The organism is Paenibacillus sp. J22FR83 (assembly GCF_059691955.1).
Map to the genome: position 1 here is coordinate 96,788 of NZ_JCAUAM010000008.1, position 25,960 is coordinate 122,747.

General features: G+C 45.9%; 23 protein-coding genes. 16 read left to right on the plus strand and 7 right to left on the minus strand.

The genetic code is table 11. The features are described from left to right. Positions 1-76: 76 nt before the first annotated feature. The 9 genes from AC58PV_RS15880 (at position 77) to AC58PV_RS15920 (ending at position 14,099) form a co-directional block, all read left to right on the plus strand. A complete protein-coding gene (locus tag AC58PV_RS15880; protein WP_497433196.1) occupies positions 77-1,786 on the plus strand; it encodes a methyl-accepting chemotaxis protein in 1,710 nt (569 codons plus the stop codon). A gap of 70 nt (positions 1,787-1,856) precedes the next feature. Further along, positions 1,857-2,759, plus strand: a complete 903-nt coding sequence (locus tag AC58PV_RS15885; RefSeq protein ID WP_497433197.1) for an aminoglycoside 6-adenylyltransferase — start codon at positions 1,857-1,859, stop codon at positions 2,757-2,759. Positions 2,760-3,043: 284 nt separating this feature from the next. Continuing rightward, positions 3,044-5,332, plus strand: coding sequence for a glycoside hydrolase family 95 protein (locus tag AC58PV_RS15890; RefSeq protein ID WP_497433198.1), 2,289 nt, complete (start codon positions 3,044-3,046; stop codon positions 5,330-5,332). A 112-nt stretch (positions 5,333-5,444) separates the two neighbouring features. Further along, on the plus strand, positions 5,445-7,778 hold the full coding sequence (locus AC58PV_RS15895) for a helix-turn-helix domain-containing protein (protein ID WP_497433199.1): 2,334 nt from the start codon (positions 5,445-5,447) through the stop codon (positions 7,776-7,778). A 209-nt stretch (positions 7,779-7,987) separates the two neighbouring features. Further along, a complete protein-coding gene (locus tag AC58PV_RS15900; protein ID WP_497433200.1) occupies positions 7,988-8,959 on the plus strand; it encodes an ABC transporter permease in 972 nt (323 codons plus the stop codon). A 15-nt stretch (positions 8,960-8,974) separates the two neighbouring features. Beyond that, complete coding sequence (locus tag AC58PV_RS15905) at positions 8,975-9,856, plus strand: carbohydrate ABC transporter permease (RefSeq protein ID WP_497433201.1); 882 nt, start codon at positions 8,975-8,977, stop codon at positions 9,854-9,856. A gap of 73 nt (positions 9,857-9,929) precedes the next feature. Then, complete coding sequence (locus tag AC58PV_RS15910) at positions 9,930-11,516, plus strand: extracellular solute-binding protein (protein WP_497433202.1); 1,587 nt, start codon at positions 9,930-9,932, stop codon at positions 11,514-11,516. Positions 11,517-11,606: 90 nt separating this feature from the next. Further along, the gene (locus AC58PV_RS15915) at positions 11,607-13,202 is read left to right on the plus strand and encodes a glycoside hydrolase family 43 protein (RefSeq protein ID WP_497433203.1); all 1,596 of its coding nucleotides are present in this window, start codon (positions 11,607-11,609) and stop codon (positions 13,200-13,202) included. Positions 13,203-13,592: 390 nt separating this feature from the next. Next, positions 13,593-14,099: an ankyrin repeat domain-containing protein gene (locus AC58PV_RS15920; RefSeq protein WP_497433204.1), complete on the plus strand. Its 507-nt coding sequence runs from the start codon at positions 13,593-13,595 to the stop codon at positions 14,097-14,099. Between the two features lie 47 nt (positions 14,100-14,146). On the opposite strand, the gene AC58PV_RS15925 is transcribed toward AC58PV_RS15920, so the two are convergent. Continuing rightward, a complete protein-coding gene (locus AC58PV_RS15925) occupies positions 14,147-14,665 on the minus strand; it encodes a DUF2812 domain-containing protein (protein WP_497433205.1) in 519 nt (172 codons plus the stop codon). Further along, positions 14,658-14,990: a PadR family transcriptional regulator gene (locus AC58PV_RS15930; protein WP_497433206.1), complete on the minus strand. Its 333-nt coding sequence runs from the start codon at positions 14,988-14,990 to the stop codon at positions 14,658-14,660. The genes AC58PV_RS15925 and AC58PV_RS15930 overlap by 8 nt, the downstream gene beginning before the upstream one ends. Positions 14,991-15,170: 180 nt before the next feature. Between AC58PV_RS15930 and AC58PV_RS15935 the strand changes: the two genes are divergently transcribed. Both AC58PV_RS15935 and glyA read left to right on the plus strand, forming a co-directional pair. Next, positions 15,171-15,494, plus strand: coding sequence for an EthD family reductase (locus AC58PV_RS15935; RefSeq protein WP_497433207.1), 324 nt, complete (start codon positions 15,171-15,173; stop codon positions 15,492-15,494). Positions 15,495-15,712: 218 nt separating this feature from the next. Beyond that, positions 15,713-16,957: a serine hydroxymethyltransferase gene (gene glyA / locus AC58PV_RS15940; protein ID WP_497433208.1), complete on the plus strand. Its 1,245-nt coding sequence runs from the start codon at positions 15,713-15,715 to the stop codon at positions 16,955-16,957. Here glyA and AC58PV_RS15945 read toward each other — a convergent pair. After that, a complete protein-coding gene (locus tag AC58PV_RS15945) occupies positions 16,937-17,818 on the minus strand; it encodes a LysR family transcriptional regulator (protein ID WP_497433209.1) in 882 nt (293 codons plus the stop codon). The genes glyA and AC58PV_RS15945 overlap by 21 nt on opposite strands. A gap of 109 nt (positions 17,819-17,927) precedes the next feature. Here AC58PV_RS15945 and AC58PV_RS15950 point away from each other — a divergent pair, with 109 nt between their 5' ends. Then, positions 17,928-18,656: an MOSC domain-containing protein gene (locus tag AC58PV_RS15950; RefSeq protein WP_497433210.1), complete on the plus strand. Its 729-nt coding sequence runs from the start codon at positions 17,928-17,930 to the stop codon at positions 18,654-18,656. Here AC58PV_RS15950 and AC58PV_RS15955 read toward each other — a convergent pair. Then, positions 18,627-19,847, minus strand: a complete 1,221-nt coding sequence (locus AC58PV_RS15955) for an MFS transporter (protein ID WP_497433211.1) — start codon at positions 19,845-19,847, stop codon at positions 18,627-18,629. The genes AC58PV_RS15950 and AC58PV_RS15955 overlap by 30 nt on opposite strands. Before the next feature lie 228 nt (positions 19,848-20,075). Here AC58PV_RS15955 and AC58PV_RS15960 point away from each other — a divergent pair, with 228 nt between their 5' ends. Then, positions 20,076-20,792: a hypothetical protein gene (locus AC58PV_RS15960; RefSeq protein ID WP_497433212.1), complete on the plus strand. Its 717-nt coding sequence runs from the start codon at positions 20,076-20,078 to the stop codon at positions 20,790-20,792. 131 nt (positions 20,793-20,923) lie between these two features. Next, the gene (locus AC58PV_RS15965) at positions 20,924-21,346 is read left to right on the plus strand and encodes a YkvA family protein (RefSeq protein ID WP_497433213.1); all 423 of its coding nucleotides are present in this window, start codon (positions 20,924-20,926) and stop codon (positions 21,344-21,346) included. A gap of 410 nt (positions 21,347-21,756) precedes the next feature. Here AC58PV_RS15965 and AC58PV_RS15970 read toward each other — a convergent pair whose 3' ends face one another. Further along, the gene (locus AC58PV_RS15970; RefSeq protein WP_497433214.1) at positions 21,757-22,827 is read right to left on the minus strand and encodes a branched-chain amino acid aminotransferase; all 1,071 of its coding nucleotides are present in this window, start codon (positions 22,825-22,827) and stop codon (positions 21,757-21,759) included. Between the two features lie 131 nt (positions 22,828-22,958). Here AC58PV_RS15970 and AC58PV_RS15975 point away from each other — a divergent pair, with 131 nt between their 5' ends. Then, positions 22,959-23,849 carry a LysR family transcriptional regulator gene (locus AC58PV_RS15975; protein WP_497433215.1) on the plus strand — a complete coding sequence of 297 codons (891 nt, stop codon included), beginning with the start codon at positions 22,959-22,961 and terminating at the stop codon, positions 23,847-23,849. Positions 23,850-23,899: 50 nt separating this feature from the next. Continuing rightward, entirely contained in the window at positions 23,900-24,907 is a 1,008-nt protein-coding gene (locus AC58PV_RS15980) for a TRM11 family SAM-dependent methyltransferase (protein ID WP_497433216.1), read from the plus strand. 6 nt (positions 24,908-24,913) lie between these two features. On the opposite strand, the gene AC58PV_RS15985 is transcribed toward AC58PV_RS15980, so the two are convergent. Both AC58PV_RS15985 and AC58PV_RS15990 read right to left on the minus strand, forming a co-directional pair. Further along, positions 24,914-25,543 carry a DUF3298 and DUF4163 domain-containing protein gene (locus AC58PV_RS15985; protein WP_497433217.1) on the minus strand — a complete coding sequence of 210 codons (630 nt, stop codon included), beginning with the start codon at positions 25,541-25,543 and terminating at the stop codon, positions 24,914-24,916. Positions 25,544-25,702: 159 nt separating this feature from the next. Then, a complete protein-coding gene (locus AC58PV_RS15990) occupies positions 25,703-25,867 on the minus strand; it encodes a hypothetical protein (RefSeq protein WP_157264846.1) in 165 nt (54 codons plus the stop codon). Positions 25,868-25,960 lie beyond the last annotated feature (93 nt).

Sequence of the window (25,960 nt, forward strand, 5' to 3'; positions counted from 1 at the left end):
ATGAATACCTCTAAGATGACTGCATAGATGAGAAAAGAGTGGCTAGATTTCAGAACGAGAAAGAAGGGATTTTTTCATGATTAGAAACTGGTCATTAAGAACGAAGCTACTATCTGGCATGCTCTTGGTTATTTTGTTATTTACGGTTGCCGCTTTGAACAATTACTGGAAACTAACAGGAGTTCAAAGTGCGTTGGATCAGGAAACCGAGCGAAATGCGGAGGTAAAAGCAGCGTACGAACTCAAGAATTATGTAGGTATTCTGTACAGTAATCAAGCCGATGTTATTATTAATCAAAGTGAAGAAGCTGCTAAAGCGTACAAGGAAAATGAAGTGAAATTCAGAGAATATTTGGCGTTCATTACCCTCAAATCGAATAGCCCGAAGGAGCTGGAGTTGGCTGACAGTTTGCGAACCGCCAGCGAGGGTTTCATCAAATCATTTGATACCGTCATGGACATTAATAAGAAAACCAGTAAACTAACGGCGGCGCAGCTCCGCGATGAGAATAAGAAGGCAGATGATCAGACCGATGAGTTCAAACAAGTCATCTATACCGTGGCCGACCAATATATTAATAGCTTCAATCAAGAATCTAAAGAATCGACGGACTATCTAAGTGAGGAAATTCATTCCGTTAATCGTACGCTCATTATTTCCTGCATCGTCGATATATTACTTGGCATCGGTATAGCCTTGCTGCTTAGCCGATTCATCATCGGACCTATCAATGCGTTGATGCATGTAGCTCAAAGCATTGCGGGGGGAGATTTAACGCGCACGGTTAAGAGTCGGAGTAAGGATGAAGTAGGCAAATTGACGGATAGCTTTGGGCAAATGATTCTTAATTTGCAAGAGCTAATCAGAGAAGTGAACGCAAGCTCGCAGGATGTCGCGATGTCCTCGAAACAGCTTTCGGCAAGTGCTGAAGAAACCTCAGCCGCCTCGAATGAGATTGCGACTTCCATCCAAGCTGTCGCGCGTGGAGCTGAAGCGCAGGGCTTAACTTCTACTGAGAGCGCTCGAGCGATGGAGGAAATGTCGATAGGCATTCAACGGATTGCAGAAACGTCTTCGTCCGTGTCAGAGGTTTCTATGGATGCTTCTGAGAAAGCAAGGAATGGTCATATATCCTTGCAACAAGTTATTCATCAGATGGAATCCATACGGGCTACAGTTGATCGGACAGCTTCCATGGTGCAGAAGCTCGACAAGCAATCTGTTGAGATTGGCAGTATTGTCAGCGTCATTTCCAGTATCGCCACGCAGACGAATCTCCTCGCGCTCAATGCCGCGATTGAAGCGGCTCGTGCTGGCGAACATGGTCGCGGTTTTGCAGTCGTAGCCGGAGAAGTACGGAAACTAGCCGAGCAATCAGGGGGCTCAGCCAACCAGATTATCGGTTTGATCGAACAAATCCAGGAGGGTACGCAGCAAGCCGTCGAGGCGATGAACGAGGGAACCAGAGAAGTACATACGGGGATCGTCGTTGTTCATGAGGCAGGAGAGGCCTTTCAATTAATTCTGCAGGCAATCGATCAAGTGGCTGATCAGATCCGTGATGTTTCTGCCGTCGCTGAAGAGATGTCGGCAGGATCCGAACAGGTGACGGCTTCGGTGATCGAATCATCGAACATCGCACAGCAATCGACTCTCGCTGCCCAGAATGTAGCGGGGAGCGCGGAGCAGCAGCTCGCAGCGCTGCAAGAAGTCGCAGCGTTCGCGAACGACCTGAACAGTATGTCACTGCGTTTGCAGCAAGCTGTTGGTAAGTTTAAGCTATAAAAAAGGAGCAGGGACCTTCTGCAACGAAGTAGAACATCACTAGAGTTGCAAAGGAGGCTAACCCCAAGCCATGCGAAGCGAACAAGAAATGATGGCAATCATTCTAGACACGGCTCAGGAAGACGATCGTATTCGAGCGGTGATGATGAATGGATCGCGGGCGAATCCGAATGTGCCTCGGGATGAATTTCAGGACTATGACATCGTCTATTTCGTACAGGAAACAGATTCTTTCCGATCGGAGCCCCGTTGGATTGATCGGTTTGGCGAGCGGCTCATCATGCAGTTGCCGGATGATAACGAGTTTTATCCGATGGCGGAGCCTACGGATCGGCTCGTATATCTGATGCAATTCCAAGATGGGAACCGAATAGACCTGACGTTAATCCCTTTGTCGCAGCGGCACGAGTTGATGAAGCCTGACAGTTTGAGTGTGTTGCTTATGGATAAGGATGGAACGATAGGTCCCCTTCCTGACTCTAACGATAGCGATTATCATATTCGCAGGCCAACGGAGAAGCAATTTCAGGGAGCATGCAACGAGTTCTGGTGGATTTGTTTGAATATGGCGAAGGGGCTTTGGCGCAAAGAGTTGACCTATGTCATGTTTATGTACGAGCAGATCAACCGCAATGTCCTGATTCAGATGCTCGAATGGAAAATTGGCATGCGGACTGATTTTACGATGAGTGCTGGCAAGTGCGGCAAGTACATGGCCGATCACCTGAGTGCTAAGGAATGGCAAGCTTTCACGATGACGTATCCGAATGCCGCCGATTATGATCATATTTGGCAGGCACTCTTTAAGATGGGTGATCTGTTCAGTGAAACCGCGCGAGAGGTTGCTGCTTATCTGGACTTCGCGTACGTGCATGCAGAAGAACGGAATGTTCGTGCCTATTTACACCAGGTGAGGAATCGGCCGAAGAAGGCATCCTCCAGCAGAGAAGAAAAGTTATCGGGTGATAAATAAATATGGTTATATTTTATATAATTAAGATATATAGGACATACGTCTTTAGTTAACAGCTGCGTTCACTCCAATGGGTGAACGCCTATTTATTTGAGGGGGAAGAAAAAAATTTTTTCTACAGATAGAAGATAGTAAAAAATCCAAGCTCGGTTCATAGCGAACTGCATAGTTTCACGTCATTCTGAAAAATGGACGATGTATCGTAATAATCAACGATTGAGGATTGAAGTGCTTTCTACTTATACTTATGAAGCAATTATCAACTTTTCAATATGGGGATGAACATGGATAATCGTATATGGTTTAAGCAACCTGCAAAAAATTGGAATGAGGCTGTTCCTATTGGTAATGGTCGAATTGGAGCAATGATTTACGGAGATCCTTTGAAAGAAAGAATTCAGATAAACGAAGATTCTATCTGGTATGGCGGTCCTCAGGATAGGAATAACCCAGATGCGTTAGCACATCTATCTGTCATTCGGGGCTTGCTCTTTGAAGGTAAACTAAAAGAAGCACATCAATTGGCTGAAACGGCTTTCTCTGGTACGCCAAGCAGTCAAAGGCATTATATGCCTGCGGGGGATTTGCTTATAATTACAGATAACGAAAGTGAAGTGTCTCATTATTCTAGACATTTGGATATGGATCGCGCAGTTGCAGTTACTTCCTATGAGCTAAATGACTATCGCTATCGGCGCGAGGTATTTGTCAGTTATCCAGACGGTCTCCTTGTCATTCGGCTGGAAACGGATTGCCCTGAGGGGATGTCTCTCCGCGTGCGTTTCGATAGGAAAAAGGGGAAATATGTAGATTATACGGGCAAACGAGGGAATAACACGCTTGTGATGCGAAACAGCTGTTACGGCACGGGTGGCAGCGACTATGCCGTTATGGTTCAAGCTCAAGCGGATAGTGGAACGATGAAAACCATCGGCGAGCATTTAGTTGTGGAAGGTGCCGTAAGCGTCGAGTTTAGGGTTGCGGTCGCTACAACATTTCGTTATGCACATGCGGAACAAGCTTGCGAGCAAATGTTGGATCTCGCTTCTTCCCTATCCTATACAGAGATGTTAGCTCGCCATACCGCCGATCATCGTCAGTTGTTCCAGCGGGTTTCACTTCAATTGCAGGATGAGGATATGGAAGTGAAATCCACTCTTTCTACACCTGAAAGATTGGAACGGATGAAGAGGGGCTATGATGACACGGCATTGATCGAATTGTATTTTCAGTTTGGCAGATATTTGCTGATCGCGAGCAGTAGGAAGGGCAGCTTGCCAGCGAATCTTCAAGGTATTTGGAATGACGAGATGCTTCCTCCATGGGACAGCAAATTTACCATTAACATTAATACGCAAATGAATTATTGGCACGCTGAAACCTGCAATCTATCCGAATGTCATGATCCTTTGTTCGATTTGATCGAGCGAATGAGAGAACCGGGAAGACGGACCGCATCAGTCATGTATGGCTGCCGTGGCTTCGTAGCTCATCATAATACGGATATATGGGCGGATACCGCTCCACAAGATATTTATCCTCCGTCAACGTATTGGACGTTGGGTGCGGCTTGGTTATGTTTGCATTTATGGGAACACTACTTGTTTACACAGGACCGCGCTTTCTTAGCCCAAGCTTATGAAACAATGAAAGAAGCAACGTTATTTTTCGTCGATTTTCTCGCTGAATCGCCGGAAGGTGTGATGGTGACGGCTCCTTCCGTGTCTCCAGAAAATTGCTATATACTTCCTAGTGGGGAAACAGGAACGTTGTGCTATGGACCGGCTATGGATGCTCAAATTTTGACGGAGCTGTTCGAAGGTTGTATCGCTGCAGCTCAAGTACTTAGCGTGGACGAATCATTTCGTCATGAGCTAAAGACGATCATGGATCGGATGCCCGCAACCCGTATCGGCAAGTTCGGTCAAATACAAGAATGGCTTGAGGATTATGAGGAAGCGGAGCCGGGACATCGGCATATTTCCCATCTATTCGCTTTACATCCTGGAACGAAGATCAATCCGAATACGACGCCTGATCTTGCCGAAGCTGCCAAAGTAACGTTAGAGCGAAGACTTCATAATGGTGGAGGACATACAGGCTGGAGTCGTGCCTGGATTATAAACTTCTGGGCGAGGCTTCTGGATGGAGATGAAGCCTATCATCATATCGAGGAGTTACTGCGGCATTCAACCTTGCCAAACCTGTTTGATAATCACCCTCCTTTTCAAATCGATGGGAATTTTGGGGGAACAGCTGGTATCGCCGAGATGCTGCTGCAAAGCCACCGCGGCGAGCTTCATTTACTGCCAGCGCTTCCTTCTCGCTGGAAGCAAGGCTTCGTTCGTGGCCTGAAGGCAAGAGGTGGATATGAGGTCGATATCGAGTGGGAGGACGGGAAGCTTAAGAAAGCAGCTATTACGGCGGATATAGAAGGAAACTGCCTGATTCGGATCAATTTGGTTACACCCGTAAATATTGTAGATTCTAAAGGGAATTCGGTTGCCTTCCATCTTAATGAGAATATCATCGTCATTCACATGCAGCCACAGCAAACGATCATTATCGATTGAATAACCTATGTGTAATTCACTGGAGAGCGGAAGTTCACTCTCCTTTCTTTTCCTTTAGGTATCAGTTGCAGTCCGCTGTATAATGGAATCTAAGAGAGAAGAGGTTCTGCAGATGCTACCCAAAAGTTTAGCTTTTTTTCGCCAACACAGTATTTTCGTTAAATGGCTGCTCATATTGAATGTTGTTATTCTGATTTCGATTGTTACCGTGGGCGGCATTTCTTATTTGACTTCATCATCGCTGCTTATCGAAGAATCTGAACACTCGAGCAGTGTTTATTTGGAGCAGGCTAGGGATAACACAGATAAAGAAATCTTAGTTATGGAAAGCATGATGCAGCAAATAGCCCTGCAACCGAATACACGTCGAGCGATATATCAATCCTCCAATGGAGAAATGAATAACGAACCGCTCTATGCGGAATTGGTAAAATATCTTAGCAGTGTGAAACTGTCGAATCCATTAGTGGCTAACCTATGGCTAGATCCTATGAGAGAGCCCTTCACGATTAGCAATGATGCCAAATATGAAAAGGATTTTTTTTACAACAGCATATTTCCCTTTCACCCAAATACCAATGAGTTTAAACAAAACCGCAGCCAGTTTGGCGTCTCTTATTTAGGGACAGTAACGGTTAACGATAAGCCGCAATTGCTGTTCGGTAGACCGGCTCCTATTGAAGAGACGGTTTTTCGCGGTGTTATTTATACAAGTGTCGATGTTTCTGCATTTTTAAATGGAATCAACAGCTCTCAGCTTGGAGATGACACAGGTGTTTTTGTAACGGATTCTTTGGGGAATATTGTGCTAAAGAACAATCGGTTCAAGGAAACCAATGAAGAAAAACTAGGGGAAATACTGAGAGATATAATAAACACAGTGAATGACAAAAAGCAAAATCCTGGATCCCTACATGTTCGTATTGCAAATGGGAAGGAGTATCTTGTCGTATATACTTCTTCTAATGTGAACGACTGGCGCTATATGAGTATGGTACCGATTACGACCATTACCGAGAAATCCCGTCGAATTCAAAGTATTACGCTTGTTGCTGTTCTAATTTGTCTAGCCTGCGGACTTATCGTATCCTACATGCTAACGAGGAGAATTTACGAACCCATTAACCGCATTATTCAATATATCAATGTAGTCGGCGTCGGTGGCAGAATAAGTCCGAATCGCAACAACAAACAGAATGAATTAGTCTTCATCAATCAATTGATCGATACGGTACATCACCGTTATGAAAGTCTTAAGAACACCTTTGAAAAACAGGTGCCAGCACTCCGCCAGAAATTCTTGAACGATCTGATTGAAGGCAGAGCCTACTCGGCGAATTGGGAGGAAACGACGACTTCCATTCAACTAGACTTGCCATTTCCAGCTTTTCAACTCATCGTTTTTGAGACCACAGACTTCTCTCTTGACCAAATTGTTAGCAGTGGCGAGACAATTATGGAAGCGTTTGATGAGGCTTTCTTAAGATTTGCAGCAATCGGGTTATCGACTCATTATGTTCCCAAACATAACAATATGATTGTGGTTATCGCCAATATGGATATGGAGACGAGCGATCCTGAGAAAATATTTGAGTTTGCTCATCACATAAATGCTACTTTTGAAAGGTTATACAACAAAAAATTCACGGTAGGCATCGGAAGAGCATGCGACACCCATCCCAATATTCCGCATTCCTACTTGGAAGCATTGCGTGCACTGCGTTATAAAATTGTAAAAGGTCAGGGCGAAATCATTTTCGTAGATGAGGTGCCTGTTAATCCACAAACCATCTTGAACTTTTCCTTGGACATGGAGAAACAGTTGATTAATCAATTGAAAACGTCTGACATTGATGAGTCTCGTAAATCACTTGATCGCATTCTATCGAGCAATCTCGGTAAGGATTCATCCTCGCCGGAGCTCATTCAACAATTGTTTAGGGCACTGGCCGGAACTGCTGTGCGTACGATTTACGAGATCGGGGCGACCATGGAACAGGTGCTTGGGTCAGACTCTAGATTATATTCGGATATCGATAACAGCGATACGGTAGAGGCGAAACAGCAAATATTAATTCAAGCATTTGAAGCTATTCAACACTATATTCAAGATCGCACTGAGAATCAATACGAGAAGTTGTTTGCCAATATTCGCGAATATGTCGAGCTACATTATCATGAGGAATTATCGCTTCCCCAGCTAGGGAACGAGCTTAAGATGTCACCGACGTATCTTAGCAGCAAATTTAAAGAAATAACAGGGATGAAATTTGTGGATTTCGTAAATATTCGCAGAATCGAACAAGCAAAATTAGTGTTGAGAAGTACGGAAGAACCCGTACAAGAGATAGCAGAAAAAGTTGGATTCGTTAATGCAAACACATTTATTAAAGTATTTAAGAAACATGAAGGAGTAACGCCAGGTCAATATCGTTCTTTACCTTAAACATATCACGGATATTACCGGTTTCTGCCATAGCAGGGGCCGGTTTTTTCTTATATACACAAAATATAAGGATTGATCCTAAAAAAAGACGATCAGTCCTAATTTCAGAACGATCCTGCGAAAGAATGATCGATTTACGAAAGAGGAGGGCAAAAGACATAATAGGGGCATGAGCTGGAACATTGAATTCGGCTAGAAAGGGGATGCCTATGAACATCGAGAATGCCGCAGTTGATGTCGCGAAATCAAGAATAAAAATAAGCGAGAGAAGCAGAAAGACATTAAAGAAACGTCTGCTGAACGAGTATCACCTTTATTTGATGTTTATACCTGTCCTAGTATATTATGCACTCTTCAAATATGTGCCGATGCTGGGAGCCATTGTATTATCTTTCCTTGATTACGATATTTTTAAAGGGTTCGCGAACAGCCATTTCGTGGGGGTAAAGCATTTTGTGGCATTTTTTGAATCTGTTTATTTTCTCAGGTTAGTGAAAAACACATTATTGCTTAATCTAATGAATTTATTATTTGTGTTCCCTGCTCCTATTGTGTTCGCGCTTCTTATTAACGAGGTCCGCAGCCGTGTAGTGAAAAGAGCTGTGCAAACTGTCAGCTACTTGCCCCACTTTGTCTCTACGGTTATCGTGGCCAGCATGGCCGTTACGTTCTTGTCGCCTAGTGTGGGGATGTTTAATAATATTATCGCATCGTTTGGAATGGAACGAATTCATTTCTTGATGAAACCGGAATACTTCAAATGGATTTACACAAGCATAGATAGTTGGCAAACGATAGGTTGGTCCGCCATTTTATATTTTGCAGCATTGACTGGCATTAACAGCGAATTATACGAAGCCGCGATGGTCGATGGAGCAAGCCGGTGGAAGCAGGCGATTCATATTACGATTCCTGGTATTGCTTCGACGATCATTATCTTGCTGCTGCTTAAGATAGGCCATATGCTCGAGGTCGGATATGAGCTGATTTTGCTTCTGTACAATCCGACTACTTACGCTACAGCAGATGTAATTAATACGTATGTTTACCGCAAAGGAATTATCGATTCCAGTTACAGCTTTGCTAGTGCCATCGGATTTTTTCAATCGATCATTGGGCTGATCTTAATTGTTGCTGCAAATCGTCTGGCTAAGAAATATTCTGAAACTAGCATGTGGTAAGGGAGGATACAGTTCATGCCAAATCAACGCTTAACCGTGGGGAGAGTATGTTTCAATATCTTTAATGCAGTCATTATGATCGCTGTTGTCGTATTGACGCTATACCCTTTTCTATATATATTAGCTTCTTCTTTAAGTGAACCCATCTATATCCAGCAGGGGAAAATTACAATATTCCCAAAAGGTTTTAACTGGAAAGCATATGAACTTGTATTTGAATTTCCGATGTTGGGAAGATCCTATCTCAATACGGTCGTGTACACAATTACGGGAACACTGGTTAGCATCACGTTGACAGTATTAGCCGCTTACCCCTTATCAAGGAGAAATATGTGGGGTAGAAAAGCATTTACAACAGTTATTCTTCTGCCAATGTTATTCTCAGGTGGCATTATCCCAGCCTTCCTTGTCGTCAATGCACTCGGCATGAGGGATTCCATATGGGCCATTATTATTCCTGGTGCCGTAACTTCCTTTTACGTTTTCATCATGCGTACTTTTTTCGAAGCGATTCCACACGAACTGGAGGAAGCGGCAAGAATCGATGGATGCTCACATATCCAAATTTTGCTGAGAATTGTACTTCCCCTTTCTTTGCCTTCTTTGGCGACAATTGGACTCTTTTATGCGGTTGCGCAGTGGAATAGCTTTTTTCCAGCTATGCTTTATCTTAGCTCCAAATCGATGCAGCCTATTCAATTGCTGCTGCGCGACATTGTGATTATGAATGATACGGATTCAGTACTGGGTGGAACGGCTGCTTCAGAGCGGGCGCTAAGGGGAGAATCCGTTAAATATGCAACGATTATGGCGGCAACACTGCCTATTTTGGTGGTATATCCCTTCGTTCAGAAATTTTTCGTGCAAGGTGCAATGGTAGGATCGGTTAAAGGGTAACGCATTCCCATTGTGGTCACAGGCGTTAGCCTTTGATTGATAAATGATATACATTTAACAAGGAGGGTTTTCAATGACATTTGGAAATAAGAAAAAGACATGGGCGGTACCTGCTGCACTTTCCATGACGGCCTTAATGGGAGTGCTCGCAGGATGTTCGGGAGAAAAAGAAGCCGCAGGAAGCAGTTCAACACAGCCGAATACCAGTTCGGCAGTCACAACGGATAAACCGGTCACGGTCCGATTTATGGTGCAAAACGATCCCGGAGCTCCGATGAACAATGATATGCCTTGGGTAAAGGAATTTACTAAGCAAACAGGTGTGAAGTTTGACTGGATAGCGGGACCTGAAAATGCCGATCAATACAAGGAAAAATTTAATCTCACCATCGCTTCAGGGGATGTCCCCGACCTTATGGAAAGTCCGGGAGATATGCTGAACAAAGGTGGAGAAGCAGGGACCTTTTTATCGATTGATAAATATTTGGATAAAATGCCTAATCTCAAGAAACTGTTGGATAGTAATCCTGCTTATGCCCGTGCTCTAAAGACAGACGGTGGTAAGATTTATTATCTTCCGCACTTCTTGGCCGTAAAAACCAATAACACCTTCTTGCTGCGTCAAGATTGGCTCGACAAGTTAAGTTTGAAACAGCCTCAAACGATGGATGAGATGTATAACGTTTTGAAAGCGTTTAAGGAACAAGATCCCAACGGTAACGGGAAAGCAGATGAGATTCCTTTCACTACAAGAAATAAAAAAGCAGGCTTGAATGGATTTATCGAACCTTTCGGTGTTTCGCTGGATGAAGATTTTATAGTTGAAAACGGCAAGGTAAGTTTCACATATACGAATCCTAAGTTAAAAAGTGCCCTTGCCTATTTAAACAAGCTGTATAAAGAGAAACTGATTGATAACGAGTATGCCACTAATGATACGAAAATTTGGGATCAGCGGCTGTCCACGCAAGTATCGGGAATGACTTGGGATGTTTTTGCACGTCAGGATTATTTCAATAAGTCCATTCAACAAGTCAATAAAGATGTAAATATGTCTATCATCAATCCGCTCAAAGGTGCCGATGGAAAGCAATACACAAAGAATCAGCAGCTTCCTATTGCAACAACAGGGATTGCTATCAGTGCAAAATCGAAGAATATCGATCAGCTCATTAAATGGGCAGATTGGTTCTACAGCCCGGAAGGACAGCTCTCGTACAACTTCGGAATTGAAGGAGATACGTATACGTTGGTGAACGGAGAGCCTCAGTATACAGATAAGGTTGTCAAAGATCCGAAGCTTGCCGCAGGAAGTGTGATCAAAGCGCTAGGTCGCTTGCACTTCGTATCCAAATTGGATATTCGCTACGAGAACGCTTCACAATCCGCGGATGTTGTTAAGAAAAGGGATGAGGCTGCCAAATTCGTCACGGATCGATTCCCGAAAGAGTACCTGTCCTACACGCCGGAAGAACGGGAGGTCATCAACGCCAAATATACCGAAATCAGTACTTTTAAAGATGAAATGTTCGATAAGTTCATTTACGGCAACGAGCCTATCGATAAGTTCGACGATTATGTCGCCAAAATTAATAAGATGGGGCTGGACGACGTTACGAAGGTGCAACAAGCAGCTTATGACCGTTATCTGAAACGCTAATCAAGACCCGGGTAAAGTGAAGTGCGCCCAACGCGACTTGGGTTCACTTCACTTTCTTTTAGAAGTACGATGGTGAAAGGGGATAAATGAATGAATAATACGGATAAGTTAAAATTGAAGCGGGAGGCATGGGTATCCGATCAGGGCGATGGAACCTTCCTCAATCCCGTTCTTTACGCAGATTATTCAGATCCCGATGTGATTCGCGTTGGTGAGGATTTCTTTATGACGGCTTCAAGTTTCGGCCATATCCCTGGGTTACCGATTCTTCACTCCAAAGATCTTATTAATTGGCGGCTTATTAACCATGTGATTAAACATATGGACCTTCCCGATTACGAAATGCCTCAGCATGGCAAAGGGGTCTGGGCACCGAGTCTTCGATATCACGACGGTAAGTATTGGGTGTTTTACGGAGATCCTGATGTTGGTATTTTCATGAGCACAGCGGATGACCCAGCAGGAGAATGGTCGACGCCTCATTTGGTTCAAGCTGGTAAAGGATTGATCGACACGTGTCCATTCTGGGATGATGACGGCCAGGCCTACTTGGTGCATGCTTTTGCCGGCAGCCGAGCTGGAATTAAGCATAAGCTTAGAATGTGCAGGATGTCTCCCGATGGTAAGCAGCTTCTAGATGAAGGAACGATTGTGTACGATAACCCTGATAAGCACCCCACATTAGAAGGGCCCAAAATGTATAAGAGAAACGGTATGTATTATATTTTTGCTCCTGCAGGTGGTGTTGAAACGGGATGGCAAACTATTTTCAGGTCTAAGAGCGTGTTAGGTCCATATGAAGATCGAGTTGTACTCCATCAAGGCGATACTTCCGTCAATGGACCGCATCAAGGCGGTTGGGTGGAATTGGAATCAGGTGAATCTTGGTTTATGCATTTCCAAGATCGCGATGCCTACGGTAGAATCGTACACCTACAGCCAGTGGAGTGGATGGAGGATTGGCCATTAATGGGGAGCGATATCAATGGGGACGGTATTGGAGAGCCGGGACTTCGGTGGAACATGCCGAATGTTGGCAAACAATTTCCCATTGAAGTGCCAGCTGCTTCCGATGAATTTGATGGCAGCCGTTTAGGACTACAATGGCAATGGCAGGCTAATCCGCTGGAACGATGGTATTCACTGGAAGAAAAGCTGGGCTCATTGAGATTATTTGCCGAAGCGTTACCTGCTGGGACTCCGAGTCTGTACCTTGCGCCACATTTGCTGCTGCAGAAATTTCCAGCACCTCAGTTTGTAGCTACTGTTAAGCTGGATGCCAGTGGACTGATGATTGGAGACCGAGCTGGTTTGATTGTTTTCGGGTATCAATATATGTATATCGGGATTCATTGTATAATGGACGCAAGCTCTGCGGGGGAACAATTTGAACTTGTGGCAGTGGCTGGTGATGCCAATGGGGAACGTCAATTATGGACTAGACAAATAGATTCGTTATTATTGTATCTGCAAGTTGCCGTCGACGATGGCGGATACTGTTCCTTCGGGTTTAGCGATAATGGAGATACATTTCAGTATATCGACATTCCGTTTTTTCAAGCATCGAAAGGACATTGGGTTGGTGCAAAAATGGGTCTGTTCTCCGCTGCTAGATTAGACAACGGTGAAAGAAAAGGATATTTGGATGCAGAATGGTTTAGAGTGTGCTCATTTAAGGAGAAATGATTAGTAAATAAGACTCAATATCCTAGAGACGTATATACTAAGCGAGTCAAACTTTTTATATCAGAAGTACTTCATAACTTAATTTGTCACCCGACACCCCTACAAACGAATAACTGGATGTTCTACAGCTAATTCAAGCATAATCAAGGCATTTTGCAAACTAACTGGATTTCCTCCCGTTATTTCAGACTAATTTCGCTAATCGGGACAGACTAGGCAAGATTAGATGTAGAAAATCCAGTTAAACTCCCCAATGGGGAGTTTTCTTCATAAATAGATGGAGGAAATCCAGTTAATCCACAATGGTATATTTTATTTTATGCGAAAAAAGGAAATTTCTAGGAGTTTGCCGAAATGAATAGCAAATAAGCTAGAGGAGGCCACCCTTACATGATTGACGATGTATTTACAGCAGCACGCACAGGCGATGTAAACCGAGTCAAGGATTTGCTGGACACGGATCTTTCGCTTGCCAATGCTGAGAACAGTGACGGCCTTACCCTTCTGGGATTTGCAGCACATTTCGGCCAGAGCCAAGTGGTCAAGCTGCTTTTGGAAAATGGAGCCGATGTAAACGCTTTATCACATTCCAAAGTTAGCTATATTCCTTCGAATACAGCCCTACACGCGGCGATTGCTGGCGAGCGGAGCATAGAGGTTATTCAACTGCTGCTTGCTCACCGGGCGAATCCGACGATCATGGATAGCAATGGGCATACAAGTCTGCATGCAGCCGCCTTCCATGAAGATAGCACGCAGATCATTGAGCTTCTGATCGGCCAAGGTGCGGATGTGCATGCGAAGTCAGAGGATGGCGTCTATGCAATCGATCTGGCCAAAGAGCAGGGGCATACTGCGATAATTGGCTTGTTGCGTGAGCATGGAGCTATGGGCTAATAGGTCACCAAGAGTAAGAGAGGACATTCGGCTAGTGAGCTAGCGAATTAGAGAATGTCCTTTTTGGCTTGCAGTCTTTTATTAGCAGCGACTAAACGGTATAGACTTATCCCCAGTAAGACAAGAACTGGCACATAGAGAATCAGCAAGGGATAGAATATCGTATTTTTTAGGTTTATCATAAAAATAGGGATTTGTGCGGCAGTAACCGCCGTAAACACGCCGATGAGCCGTTTATTTCGCTCGATCATGGAGTCGATATCTGTGAAAATCTCAGGCTTCGTATGTTGATACGTCTGTCTCCAGATATACCAGCCTGCTCCGCTGTAAATTTGATCCCAACCTGTATCCTCGAATATACCTGCGTAATTAGCATCGACCTTCATTTGGTAATCGACACAATAACTCATTTTGCGGGGAGCACCTTTCTCAAAGTGAAAACGCAAGCCATTCCAATTGACACGTTGAAGATGCCAGCCTTGCGCCTCCATATCCTCCAACCATGCTGTAATTATCTCGGATTGTGAACTGTCCCACCACTTGAACACCTTTTTGGTCTCATTCATATAGGGATCCCTCGACTTTCTTCGCATTATCGTAAAGCTCCGTAATTCTGGCGATTTCCAGCTTAAGCAGTTCCTTACCAGATGGGGTAATACGGTACAGCTTACGACGATCTTCTTCGGCTACAGCCTGAATCAATCGATCCTTCTCCATCCGGGACAAGCTGCCATAAATCGTTCCAGGACCGAGATGAATGCGTCCTTTCGTGAGCTCCGAAGCCCACTGGATAATGCCGTAACCATGCCGTGTTTCAGTCAGAGAAAGCAAAATATAATAAGCCGTTTCAGACATCGGCAAATACTGACGGTAGAGCTTTTCGCTATCCATAAATTCTCCTTCTTCGTACATCAAGGTATGTTGTATCATAACTCGTTGTATCACGTCGTGATATATCATGAGATGAGTATATCACTGCGTGATATAGAGTGCAATAGGCATTTTGTAATTTGACACTGCCACTAATGTCATCGTTTATGATGAGTTTATACCCGATAAGGAGGTGATTGCATGCTCGTATTAACGTTTCACTACAAACAAGATATCCCCTTCGATGAAGCTTATTATCTGAATACCCATGTTGCTATACTATCGCAGAAGACGGTGCTTGAAATGGGGGCGGCCAAGTATGAGGTCAAGAAGGTCCTGTCCTCAGCAGATGGAACGATTCCTCAGTATTCGTATATCTTCAGCTTGTATTTTGAAACGAAGGAAGCTATGGAGTTGTTCATCAGTGATCCTAGAGTTCAGGAACTGAAGGATGATGTTGCGAACTATTACAGCGGTGAACAGGTTATCTACATCGAGGAAGTAGTAGCTTCGTTCGAAGGGTAATGAGCTGGGAATCCATCTGAGATTGGCGTGTTCAGGCTGCTCCGTGTGGGGAATTGTTATTTCCGTGCATTTAGGGCAGTCTGCTTTTTGTTAAAATCATAGGAAACACCTATCGTTATCAGATGAATTATTGTATTGATGAATCAATACTCCGGACTTATACTGAACCCGAAAAGAAGTAGCATGCGAAAGCATGTTACGCAAGGGAGGTTCATGGTATGGAACATTTGCTTATTCAAGACCCCAGAATTGCATCAGCGATTAAGCAAGAGGCAAACCGGCAACACGATAAAATCGAGCTGATCGCATCCGAGAATTTCGTCAGTGGTGCGGTGTTGGAAGCCATGGGGACGGTCTTTACGAACAAATATGCCGAGGGCTACCCTGGTAAGCGATATTACGGCGGATGTGAACATGCGGATACCGTGGAAGAAATGGCGATACAAAGAGTGAAGGACTTGTTCGGCGCGGAGCACGCCAATGTTCAGCCTCACTCTGGGGCTCAGGCGAATATGGCTGTTTATTTTGCGGCGGCTAAGGTCGGGGATACGATTCTTGGGATGAATCTCGCACACGGCGGCCACTTAACGCACGGCAGCTCGGTCAATGCGTCAGGACAATGGTACAAGTTCGTGCCCTACGGCGTGAATGAACAGACTTTACGTATTGACTATGATGAAGTGCGCAAAGCTGCGCATAGATCCAAACCACGGATTCTTGTGGTAGGGGCCAGCGCGTATCCGCGCACGATTGACTTCCAATCCTTCGCGCAGATCGCCGAAGAAGTGGGGGCGCTATTGCTCGTAGATATGGCCCATATCGCAGGTATTGTCGCTGCTGGACTGCATCCTAACCCGGTGCCACATGCGCACTTCGTCACGACGACCACGCACAAAACATTGCGCGGGCCAAGGGGCGGGGTTATTCTATGCCGAAAGCCTTGGGCTCAAGCGATCGATAAAGCGGTCTTCCCGGCTACGCAAGGGGGTCCCTTCATGCATACGATTGCGGCTAAGGCTGTCGCTTTCGGTGAAGCGAGTCGTCCGGCGTTCAGCCAGTACATGGCGGATGTCCTCTTCAATGCCCGTACTTTGGCGGAAGCGCTAATGGCTGAAGGGCTCGATGTGGTGACCGGCGGCACGGACAATCATCTGATGCTGCTAGATCTGCGCAGCATTGGGGTGACAGGGAAAGACGCGCAGCATCTGCTGGACGAGGTGGGCATTACCGTGAACAAGAATGCGATCCCTTTTGACCCTACAAGTCCGTTAATTACGAGTGGGATTCGTCTGGGAACGCCTGCGGTCACTACGAGAGGTATGGGAGCGGCGGAGATGCAAGAAATAGCTCAGCTTATCGCACGAACGCTACGCAACTCCAATCGGATAACCGTTCAGGATCAAGTGCGCAAGCAGGTGAAGGAGATCACCTCGCGATTCTCACTACACGCAAGCCGCAATTAGCTGCTCCATAAAGACACGGCTGGCTGCGCATTGGAATTTGTTTCTGCGATAGACGATACCAATTTGTATGGCGAGCTCGGGATGTTGAATCGGTATCGCGCGAATGTGCGGGTGGTCGATAGCAGCGAGATAAGCCTTCGGCAGCACGGTCACGCCGACGCCTTTACGGACCATTTGAATAATGGATTCCAACGTCGTCATTTCAATGACAGGCTGTACGGTGAAATCAAGTGCACGGCACTGTTCATTGAGGAATTGGCGGAGATAATACGAGCTGGGCAATAGGACACAAGGCGTTTCCTTCAAAATATCAAGTGACACGTTAGGCTCCTTCGCGAGCGGGTGATCCGTTGGGACAGCAAGTACGAGGGCATCCGTATACAACGGAATGGCTTCCAAATCGTCATGCTGCATGGGCAAATACACGATGCCGAGATCTAACTCGTTTTGCAGGAGACCCTCATAAATATCTCCCGTTCGAAGCCCAAGCACAGACAATTCAACCTGCGGATAGCGTTCATGAAACGAAATAACCGTAGGTGGCAGCAGATAATTAACAACGGTGAGCAGTGCACCGATTCGTAACGTTCCACGCTTGAGCCCCTGCAGCTCATTGATGGCGGCACGCGCCTGAGATAGCTCATGGAAAACCTGAAAGCCATGAGCCTGCAAGATGCGGCCAGCTTCGGTAATGACGGTTTTCTTGCCAATACGATCGAATAAAGGCGTGCCGATTTCATGCTCGAGCAGCCGGATTTGCTGGCTCAACGAGGGTTGAGCAATTCCCAACTTCTCAGCAGCACGGGTAAAATGAAGTTCTCGGCATACCGCCATAAAGTACTCTAATTGTTTAAGCTCCATTGTGGGGGGACCTCCGTTGTTCTCGTATCATTTCTCATAAACGATAGGTATTAACTATCATTATAGCGGAATCATAACAAATAATAACTATTCTCGGAGGTGAGTTCCTATGAAATCTGTCGAAATCCTAGCGATTAATATCGGTAAGCCACAATTCGTTCCGTACAAAAACAAAGAAATTGCCACAGGGATTCATAAGCAACCGATAGATGGCGCTTTATTTTTGTCATGGGAGAACTTCAAAGGGGACGGACAGGCGGATCTCGTTCATCACGGTGGCCGGGAAAAGGCCGTGTGTGTATACCCTTTTGAACATTATGCGTATTGGGAGCAAGAGTTAGGGCAGGCGTTAGCCTATGGCGCATTTGGGGAGAATTTGACGATTCGAGGATGCTTGGAGGCAGAGGTGTGTATCGGAGATATATTTGAGCTGGGGGAAGCGATCGTCGAAGTGAGCCAACCACGGCAGCCTTGTTTCAAATTATCGGTCAAATACGATAGGCCAGACATGCCGCTTAAAGTGCAAGAAACCGGGTATACCGGCTTCTATTTCCGCGTTCTGCGTGAAGGATTCGTAGCCAAATCGGATGGGTTGAAGCGGATTTTCGCGCATCCCAAAGCAATCACCGTGGCTTATGCCAATCGAATTATGCATGGGGAGAAAGAGCAACTTGCAGGTATCCTTCAGCTGCTTGAGGTCGATAAGCTGTCGGTGAGTTGGCGGGCAACGTTACTGAAGCGTCTAGAAGGTCAAGTAACAGATACACGAGAAAGACTAACAGGCGGTACAAGTGTAACGACAGATGCTTCAGACAGTTCTGCGAATGGCGTTTCCTGAGCCTGTCGTTCTTTGCTCTTTGAACATAAAATGAATATTCATAAGCCCAAACACCAAGAAACACACCCAAGGTAGGCCTTGCCAGCCGAGGTAAGTGCCCAAATCATACAAATAACCGCCGCCTACGTTTCCGATAATCGCCCCGATGGAAAGTGCAAAGCTGTTAAACCCGAAATAGCTGGCAATCTGCTCATCCCCGGCATAGTCGGAAACCATGGTATTCATCATCGGCTGTAGAAAGACCTGCCCAATCATAAAGAGGATAACCCCTGCATAAATCCCCCACATGGATCCAATCATCCCTAATGTAAATAACCCCCCAGCGAGCAGTAAAGTACCTAGTGACATCACGCCAAACGGTTGTAACTTACGGTTCCCTAATTTGGATAAAGGCACCTGCAGCAGGACCATAACGATGGCTCCAGAGCTGTATATGAGTCCGATATTCGCATCGGAAGCGAGCTGATGGACGCGAAATGGAACGGCAATATATAACTGCGTGACCAGCGACCACGAGATCATCGTGAAGAGCATGAAGCGCCGGAAAGGGCGATTGTTCCACACCGTGTGCATCTGGGACCAGATGCTTGTATAGGCCTTGCGTGATTGTTCACTACGGATGGCCGGCAAGAAGAAGAGACTAAAGAAAAAGGAAAACGCGAAAATCAGGGCAGCGGCTATACTAACGTATTTGAAATGAAAGCCCATCAGTAAAGCGCCAAGGACAGGACCGACGACAAATCCCATATTGCTTAACATTTCTCGAATGGCATAAATCGTGATCCGATTGCTTGAAGTCGATAGTGCTGCATAATACGCATAACTGGCTGGGTTGAACAGGGATCCGCCTAATCCAGAGAAGAAACAAGCGATGATAAAGCCCGGGATGCTGTCGACAAAGCCGAACATGCCAAATCCGAAGGTACGAATGAGCAAACCAATGAGAATCGTGCGCTTATAACCAAGTTTGTCAGCCAACGTACCGCACAGGACGGAAAGACCTTGCTGGCTAAAGCTGCGAATTGCGGAAATGATACCAACCATGGTCACGGTCAGCAGGATGTCGTTTAATAAATAGGAAGCAAGCAGGGGAATCATCATATAGAAGCCAACGGCCATACTGAATGTGTTCATAAACATGACCCAGAAAGGGAGCCGAATGGAAGTAAGTTTACGTAGCGCTGCAATCATCGGATGTCCTCATTTCATGCTGTAAAGTTGCTAATTTCAACACCATACAGGATATATTTTGCGTTGTATAGGACTTTGTTTGGATGGACTTGGGTAAAAGTTAGTTGGGACCGCTTAGGCCTATATAGAGGATAAAATCGTGACAGCAACTTCCAACAGATGGTAAAATTGGGTGGTGATATGTTCAGTTTAAGCTGCCCATGATCATGGAACGGAGGTAGAATGCACATGCTAAATCTAGTTCGACGAATGCCCAAATATATCTCGGTGACAGGGATATTCTTAGCGGTGTTGCTCCTAGCTTATTCCACAATTTATGTGATAGAAAAACCGGGAGGTATCGCGGACTGGCGGATCTCCAAAGCGATGGGAGTGACAGAAATCTTACGCATTCCGCTGGGAGACACATCTGAAGAGGCTATACGACAATTTCGGGGTTCTTCGGTTGAACAAATTTATAAGACCATTCTTCGCGTGCCTGTTCACGGAGATGTTCTGCAATTCAGCAAACTGCGGTCAAATCATAGTGGGACAGATTTGAAAGTAGATATTGCAAAGAAATTATGGCTAGGGTGGAAGTGGACTTCTGGCGGCGGGTATTCGATTGGCGGGGATAAAATGGATGCTTCATCCGATTCTGCCTTGTCTTATATGATGATGCCCATGCATTGGGAAAAGCCTAAAGGTGACTCCCTGCTATTCGGGGAAATAGGTGACACGTCAATTACGCATATTGTTGTTAAGGAGAATGAAGCAGATGAGAGGGAATATGCGGCGGAAATAGTAAAAACAGACGAAGGTTATGTCGTTTGGTATATGATTTTGCCTGCTTCCGTCCGTGTGCCATTCGACTTGCAAGCGTACAACGATCAGAATGAACTACGTGCCAAGCTGCCTATAACAACGGAGCGGGAAAATGGTTCGATCGGGCGACTAAGAAATTGATAAAGTAATTGGCAAAGTCATGATCAAGTCTGCTACGACCCCTGTATAGTGAAAACGAGACTTCTTATGTTAGATAGGTGTAGAATGGTGGTATATAGAGGGTAATTGCCAATGAATGGAGTGATCGCTACATGAATGCGTCCAAATATGAAAAGTACTTCTCAATTGATGGCTTCTGGTCCAAGTTGAAAAAAGGGGCTAAGAAAGCCGGCAGTAAAGTCATTTATAGTGGTTTGCTGCTTTTTTACGCATTGGATAGCCCCAAAACACCGCTCCGCGCAAAGGTTCAAATCTACGGTGCACTCGGGTATCTCATCTTGCCATTAGATCTCATGCCAGATATCCTGCCGCTTGTGGGCTACGTGGATGATCTAAGTGCGCTGGGTTTTGCTCTAGCCGCCGTATCGAAGAGCATTGATGACGAGGTCAGGCGGAAAGCGAAGAACAAGCTGAGAGACTTCCTTGGAGACGATGTGTTGAGCAGCAAGGATATTATCGATATAGATGGTCACGTGGTGGAGGAGCAGGGAAAGGCGAAGGACGAGGAGAAGTAGAAGGTACGCCGAGGAGGTTGGCTGCCTCGGTTAACTGGAAAATCTACAGCTATTTTCACGAATTAGAGGTGAAAAGTAAGATTAGATGGAAAATATGTAGTTATTTCCACGCATATGCACCAGTTCCGCCAAAAACGAGCGAATTTAACTACATATTTTCCATCTATTTCATTAAAATGGGCATTTTCTCCGGATTTAACTGTACTTTTTCCATCTAAACTTATTCGCCTGTTCGGTTGATGGAGGCATTCAAGCCTACACCTACCGACCCTCAGATCAAATTTACTCACTCCACCTCACCTGCTTCCCAACCTGCGCACATACAGCCTGAATACCAAAAAACCGACGAAGGCATATTCGTCGGTTGGTAGATAGCGCATTTAGTTAAATTTCACGATGATGATCCAGACTTAAACTTTTAACATCCAGCCGAAAGTGTCCGGTAGTTTACCACTTTGAATACCTGTAATCGTTGTATACAGTCGCTCCACAAGCTGGCCGATCTCTCCATGGTTTACAACCATCGGTGTACCGTTCCACAGCAGGCTGCCGATTGGTGAGACAACCGCAGCAGTACCGGTGCCGAAAGCTTCTTCCAGCGTCCCGTCCGCATGAGCTTGAACGATGTCATCGATTGAAATTTTCCGCTCAGAAACAGTGATACCCCATTCTTTCAGCAGGTGGATGATGCTTCCACGCGTGATTCCTTCCAGAATGCTGCCGCTGAGGCTAGGCGTGACGACTTCTCCGTTAATTTTGAAAAAGACATTCATACTGCCGACTTCTTCTAAATATTTCTTCTCAATTGCGTCGAGCCATAACACTTGAGCGCAGTTATTTTCTTTCGCAAGTGTTTGGGCCTTTAAGCTAGCTGCATAATTGCCGGCTACTTTGGCATTGCCTGTTCCACCTTGCACGGATCGAGCATAGTAGCTTTCCACAAGGATGTTGATTGGCTGTAGCCCTTCATCATAGTAAGCATCAACAGGTGACATAATGATGATAAAGGAATACTGCATAGATGGACGGACACCTAGAATCGCTTCCGTTGCAATAATGAAAGGACGAATGTATAAGGAAGAGCCATTTTTCTTCGGCACCCAAGCCGCATCAACACGAACTAGTTCCTGAATGGCACGGACAACGAATTCTTCATCCATTTGCGGGATGCTGAGTCGTTCGCTAGAGCGGTTCAAACGTTTCGCATTTTGATCGGGGCGAAATAAAACGACTTCATCATTCTCGGTGCGAAATGCCTTCATACCTTCGAAAACCGCTTGCCCATAGTGGAAAATCATTGCCGCGGGATCATGGGAGATCGGACCGTAAGGAATGATGCGCGGATCATGCCAGCCTTGGCCTTCTTCGTAATCCATCATAAACATATGATTGGTAAAAAGTTTTCCGAATCCTAAATTTTCGTCTAAATTGGGCAGGGGCTTACTATTCAAATTGGGTTCAATGCGAATGCTTCCGTACATATAGGTGTGCCACCTTTCAGGTTGAGGTTCTCACAATCTTTTACCCTTAACTATAGAAAATCCGCAATCATTGATCAATTGCGATTTATCAATTACTATCATAGTTAATAGCTATGATCGGAGGGTTTCTAGTGGATTATCGGTTATTGGTGTATTTTTTGGCGGTGTGCGAGGAGCTGCACTTCACCAAAGCAGCAGAAAGGCTGGGGATTAGTCAGCCTACACTTAGTCAACAGATCCGGTTACTTGAGGATCGAGTGGGTTCCCCACTTTTTCAGCGTATCGGCAAAAAGATTTATGTGACGGAAGCGGGCGAGATTTTGCGCAAGCATAGCCGAAATATTTTTCATGAGCTGGAGCAAGCGCAGACGGCGATGAATGAGCTCCAAGGGATGCAGCGAGGGCGATTGCGAATCGGCTGTTCGGGGAATCATTTGCTGACGGCGACGATCATGACGTTTCATGCCAAATATCCCAAAATCGAGCTGTCGGTGATGGAGCTTGCGACGGAGGAGACGAAAGAAAAGCTGCTGAGCAATGAGTTGGATGTGGGTGTGGTTTTTTTGCCGGAAGAGGACGAGCAGTTGCGGTGTGTACCGTTGTACCAAGAGAAGCTCCAGCTCGTGGTGTCGACGAAGCATAGTTTTGCCCAAACGCAGGTGAAAGAGATCAGATTGGCAGAGTTGACCGAGATTTCAATTGCGATGCTGCAGCAGAAGTTCTATGTTCGGCAAATGATGGATGATTGCTGCACACAGATCGGTCTTGCTTGGAAGCCCATTGTGGAACTATCCACACTCGAATCCCTGTTGCAAATGGCGAGGCATCATGTGTGTGGTGCGATTTTGCCTCAATCCTATGTGGCGGGCATGGGCGATCAGATGCGTGAGCAGAAGTTGTGCGCGATTCCCATTATTGATCCCATTCCGCAGAAGGAAGTGGGTATTGTGTATCGGAAGGATATGTTTTTGTGCAAAACGATGGATACGTTCGTGAAGCAGGTTATTCAGGAATTTGCCTAGTGTGAGGGAAGAGTGAGGGTTTGGAGCAGATGAGTGTGGAAGATAAGAGTATGGAACTTGCAGAAGAAAAGAGCATGAAACCTAAGAGTCTAGAACAAAGCGGGAAATATGTGTATGTATTTGCCTGTCATGAAGATGAACAGGCGTTGTGTCAATTAGAGCTGCGCACATTGCTGGGCGCAGAGGCTGTCATTGGCGAGCGCTACGCGGTCAGCGCGCACAAGGTAGAGCCGAGCCGCAGCCCATTCCTGAAGCTGAGGATGGATGTTGCCTTCGAGGCCGACAGCCTAACGGAGCTGGCCTCTGAACTGGAGATGTTGACCGTGCGCGGCGCAACGTTCAAGGTCGTGTTCGCGGAGACGGACACGGCGGTCAGCTATGACCGCCAGCGAAGCGTCGAGCGCGAACTAGGGCAAAGGCTGCGCGGCAAGGCCGAGATGCGCAAGCCAGAGCAATACTTCGCCGTGACGGAGCTGGACAGCCGCTGGCTGTTCGGCGAATGTCGCTACGGCGAAGCCGTGTGGCTTCGGCATCAGCCCAAGCCACAAAACTACTCCACCGCCCTTGGTACGCGTCTCGCGCGGGCGGTGGTGAACATTGCCGTGCCCGAGGTCGCGGGCACGCGGGTCATCGACCCGTGCTGCGGCATCGGCACGGTGCTGGTGGAGGCGATGTCGATGGGGATCGACATCGTGGGTTACGACATCAACCCGCTGGCGGTGCGCGGCGCGCGGGTGAATTTGGACCACTTCGGCATGCCGGACGTGGTCCAGATCGCCGATATGCGGACGCTCGTTCCGCATCCTACGGCCCTGCAAGGCAGTCCAGAGCCGATCTACGATGCGCTCATTCTGGACATGCCGTATAATCTGTGCTCCGTTCTGCCGGAGGCAGAGAAGCTGGACATGCTGCAAAGCGCGCGCCGATTAGCGCGGCGTGCGGTCATTATTACAACTGAGCAGATCGACCCGCTGCTATCGGAAGCCGGGTTTCATATCGACGCACGCTGCACCGTGAACAAGGGCAATTTCAGTCGGCAAATTATCGTCTGCGTCTAGCCTGGTTTAGTACATCATTTTCCCGAGCGGACCGTCTTCAGCGATGATATTCTGGAGCGCGTACACCGAAATGGGGAAGTACAGGAAGCCATACACATAAGCGGCTAGCTCATACAGTTGGAAATAGATCACAAGGGATTTATCTGCCACATAGAAATCTTGATCAGGGCGGATACTTGTAAATTCGACTAATAAAGGAATCTCACGCCGCTTAATTTCGTCAGCAATCATGGCGCTAAGTCTGACAACATAATCGCTGCCAGGCTTAAATAATTCGCTGAGCGTATAGCTTTTACCCGTTTCAGTGCTGAACGTTAATGATTTCTGAATCGTATTGCCATGTGCGCCCCCAGAGAAAGCATAATTGATCAAAGATAAACTAAGTATGCGGCGTTCATTTGTTTTAATCTCGTAGTAGGCCGTTACATCAGTTGATGGGTTATGTGGGTAGCCTTGATCGTGTAACTGCTGGTTCACGGCATCGACAATCGTCGTGTTAATGGTATGCTGCACCTTAGGCGAATTCAAATGAATCACAGCGGGATACAACAGGTTTAATTTGCTCTTTAGCACTTTATAGGTTTGTATACTAACGGGTTGGTGTTCCAATTCTAAGTCCTGGTCCATGTCTCTCATGTTTCATCATCCCTACGTTTTTGCTACACCATATTCCAAAGATGGGCGTTTGGTTCAATGAATGAGACCAATTTGTGCCATTGTCAAAGAAAAAGAGCTTCCCCTGCATCGCGATTAGCGTGAGGGAAAGCTCTTTATTTGATACGGAACTGAACCGAATTATTCCTGTGAGGTGTTTTCCTCATCACTAGCATCGGATGTTGCACTTTGCAGCGCAGCAGACAATTCCTCTACCTGTTGTTGGGATTGGCTATCTTCAGCATTTGCCTGAGCCGCATTAATTGCATGACTTACTACGTCGTCATTACTGTTAGTTGTTGACATGGTACAATCACCTCCTTCGCGTTTTCGCCAGAAATCCGGCGTGGTAAACATAAGCTAAGATTCAACCAACTAAGTATTCTTCGAATAGTGGAA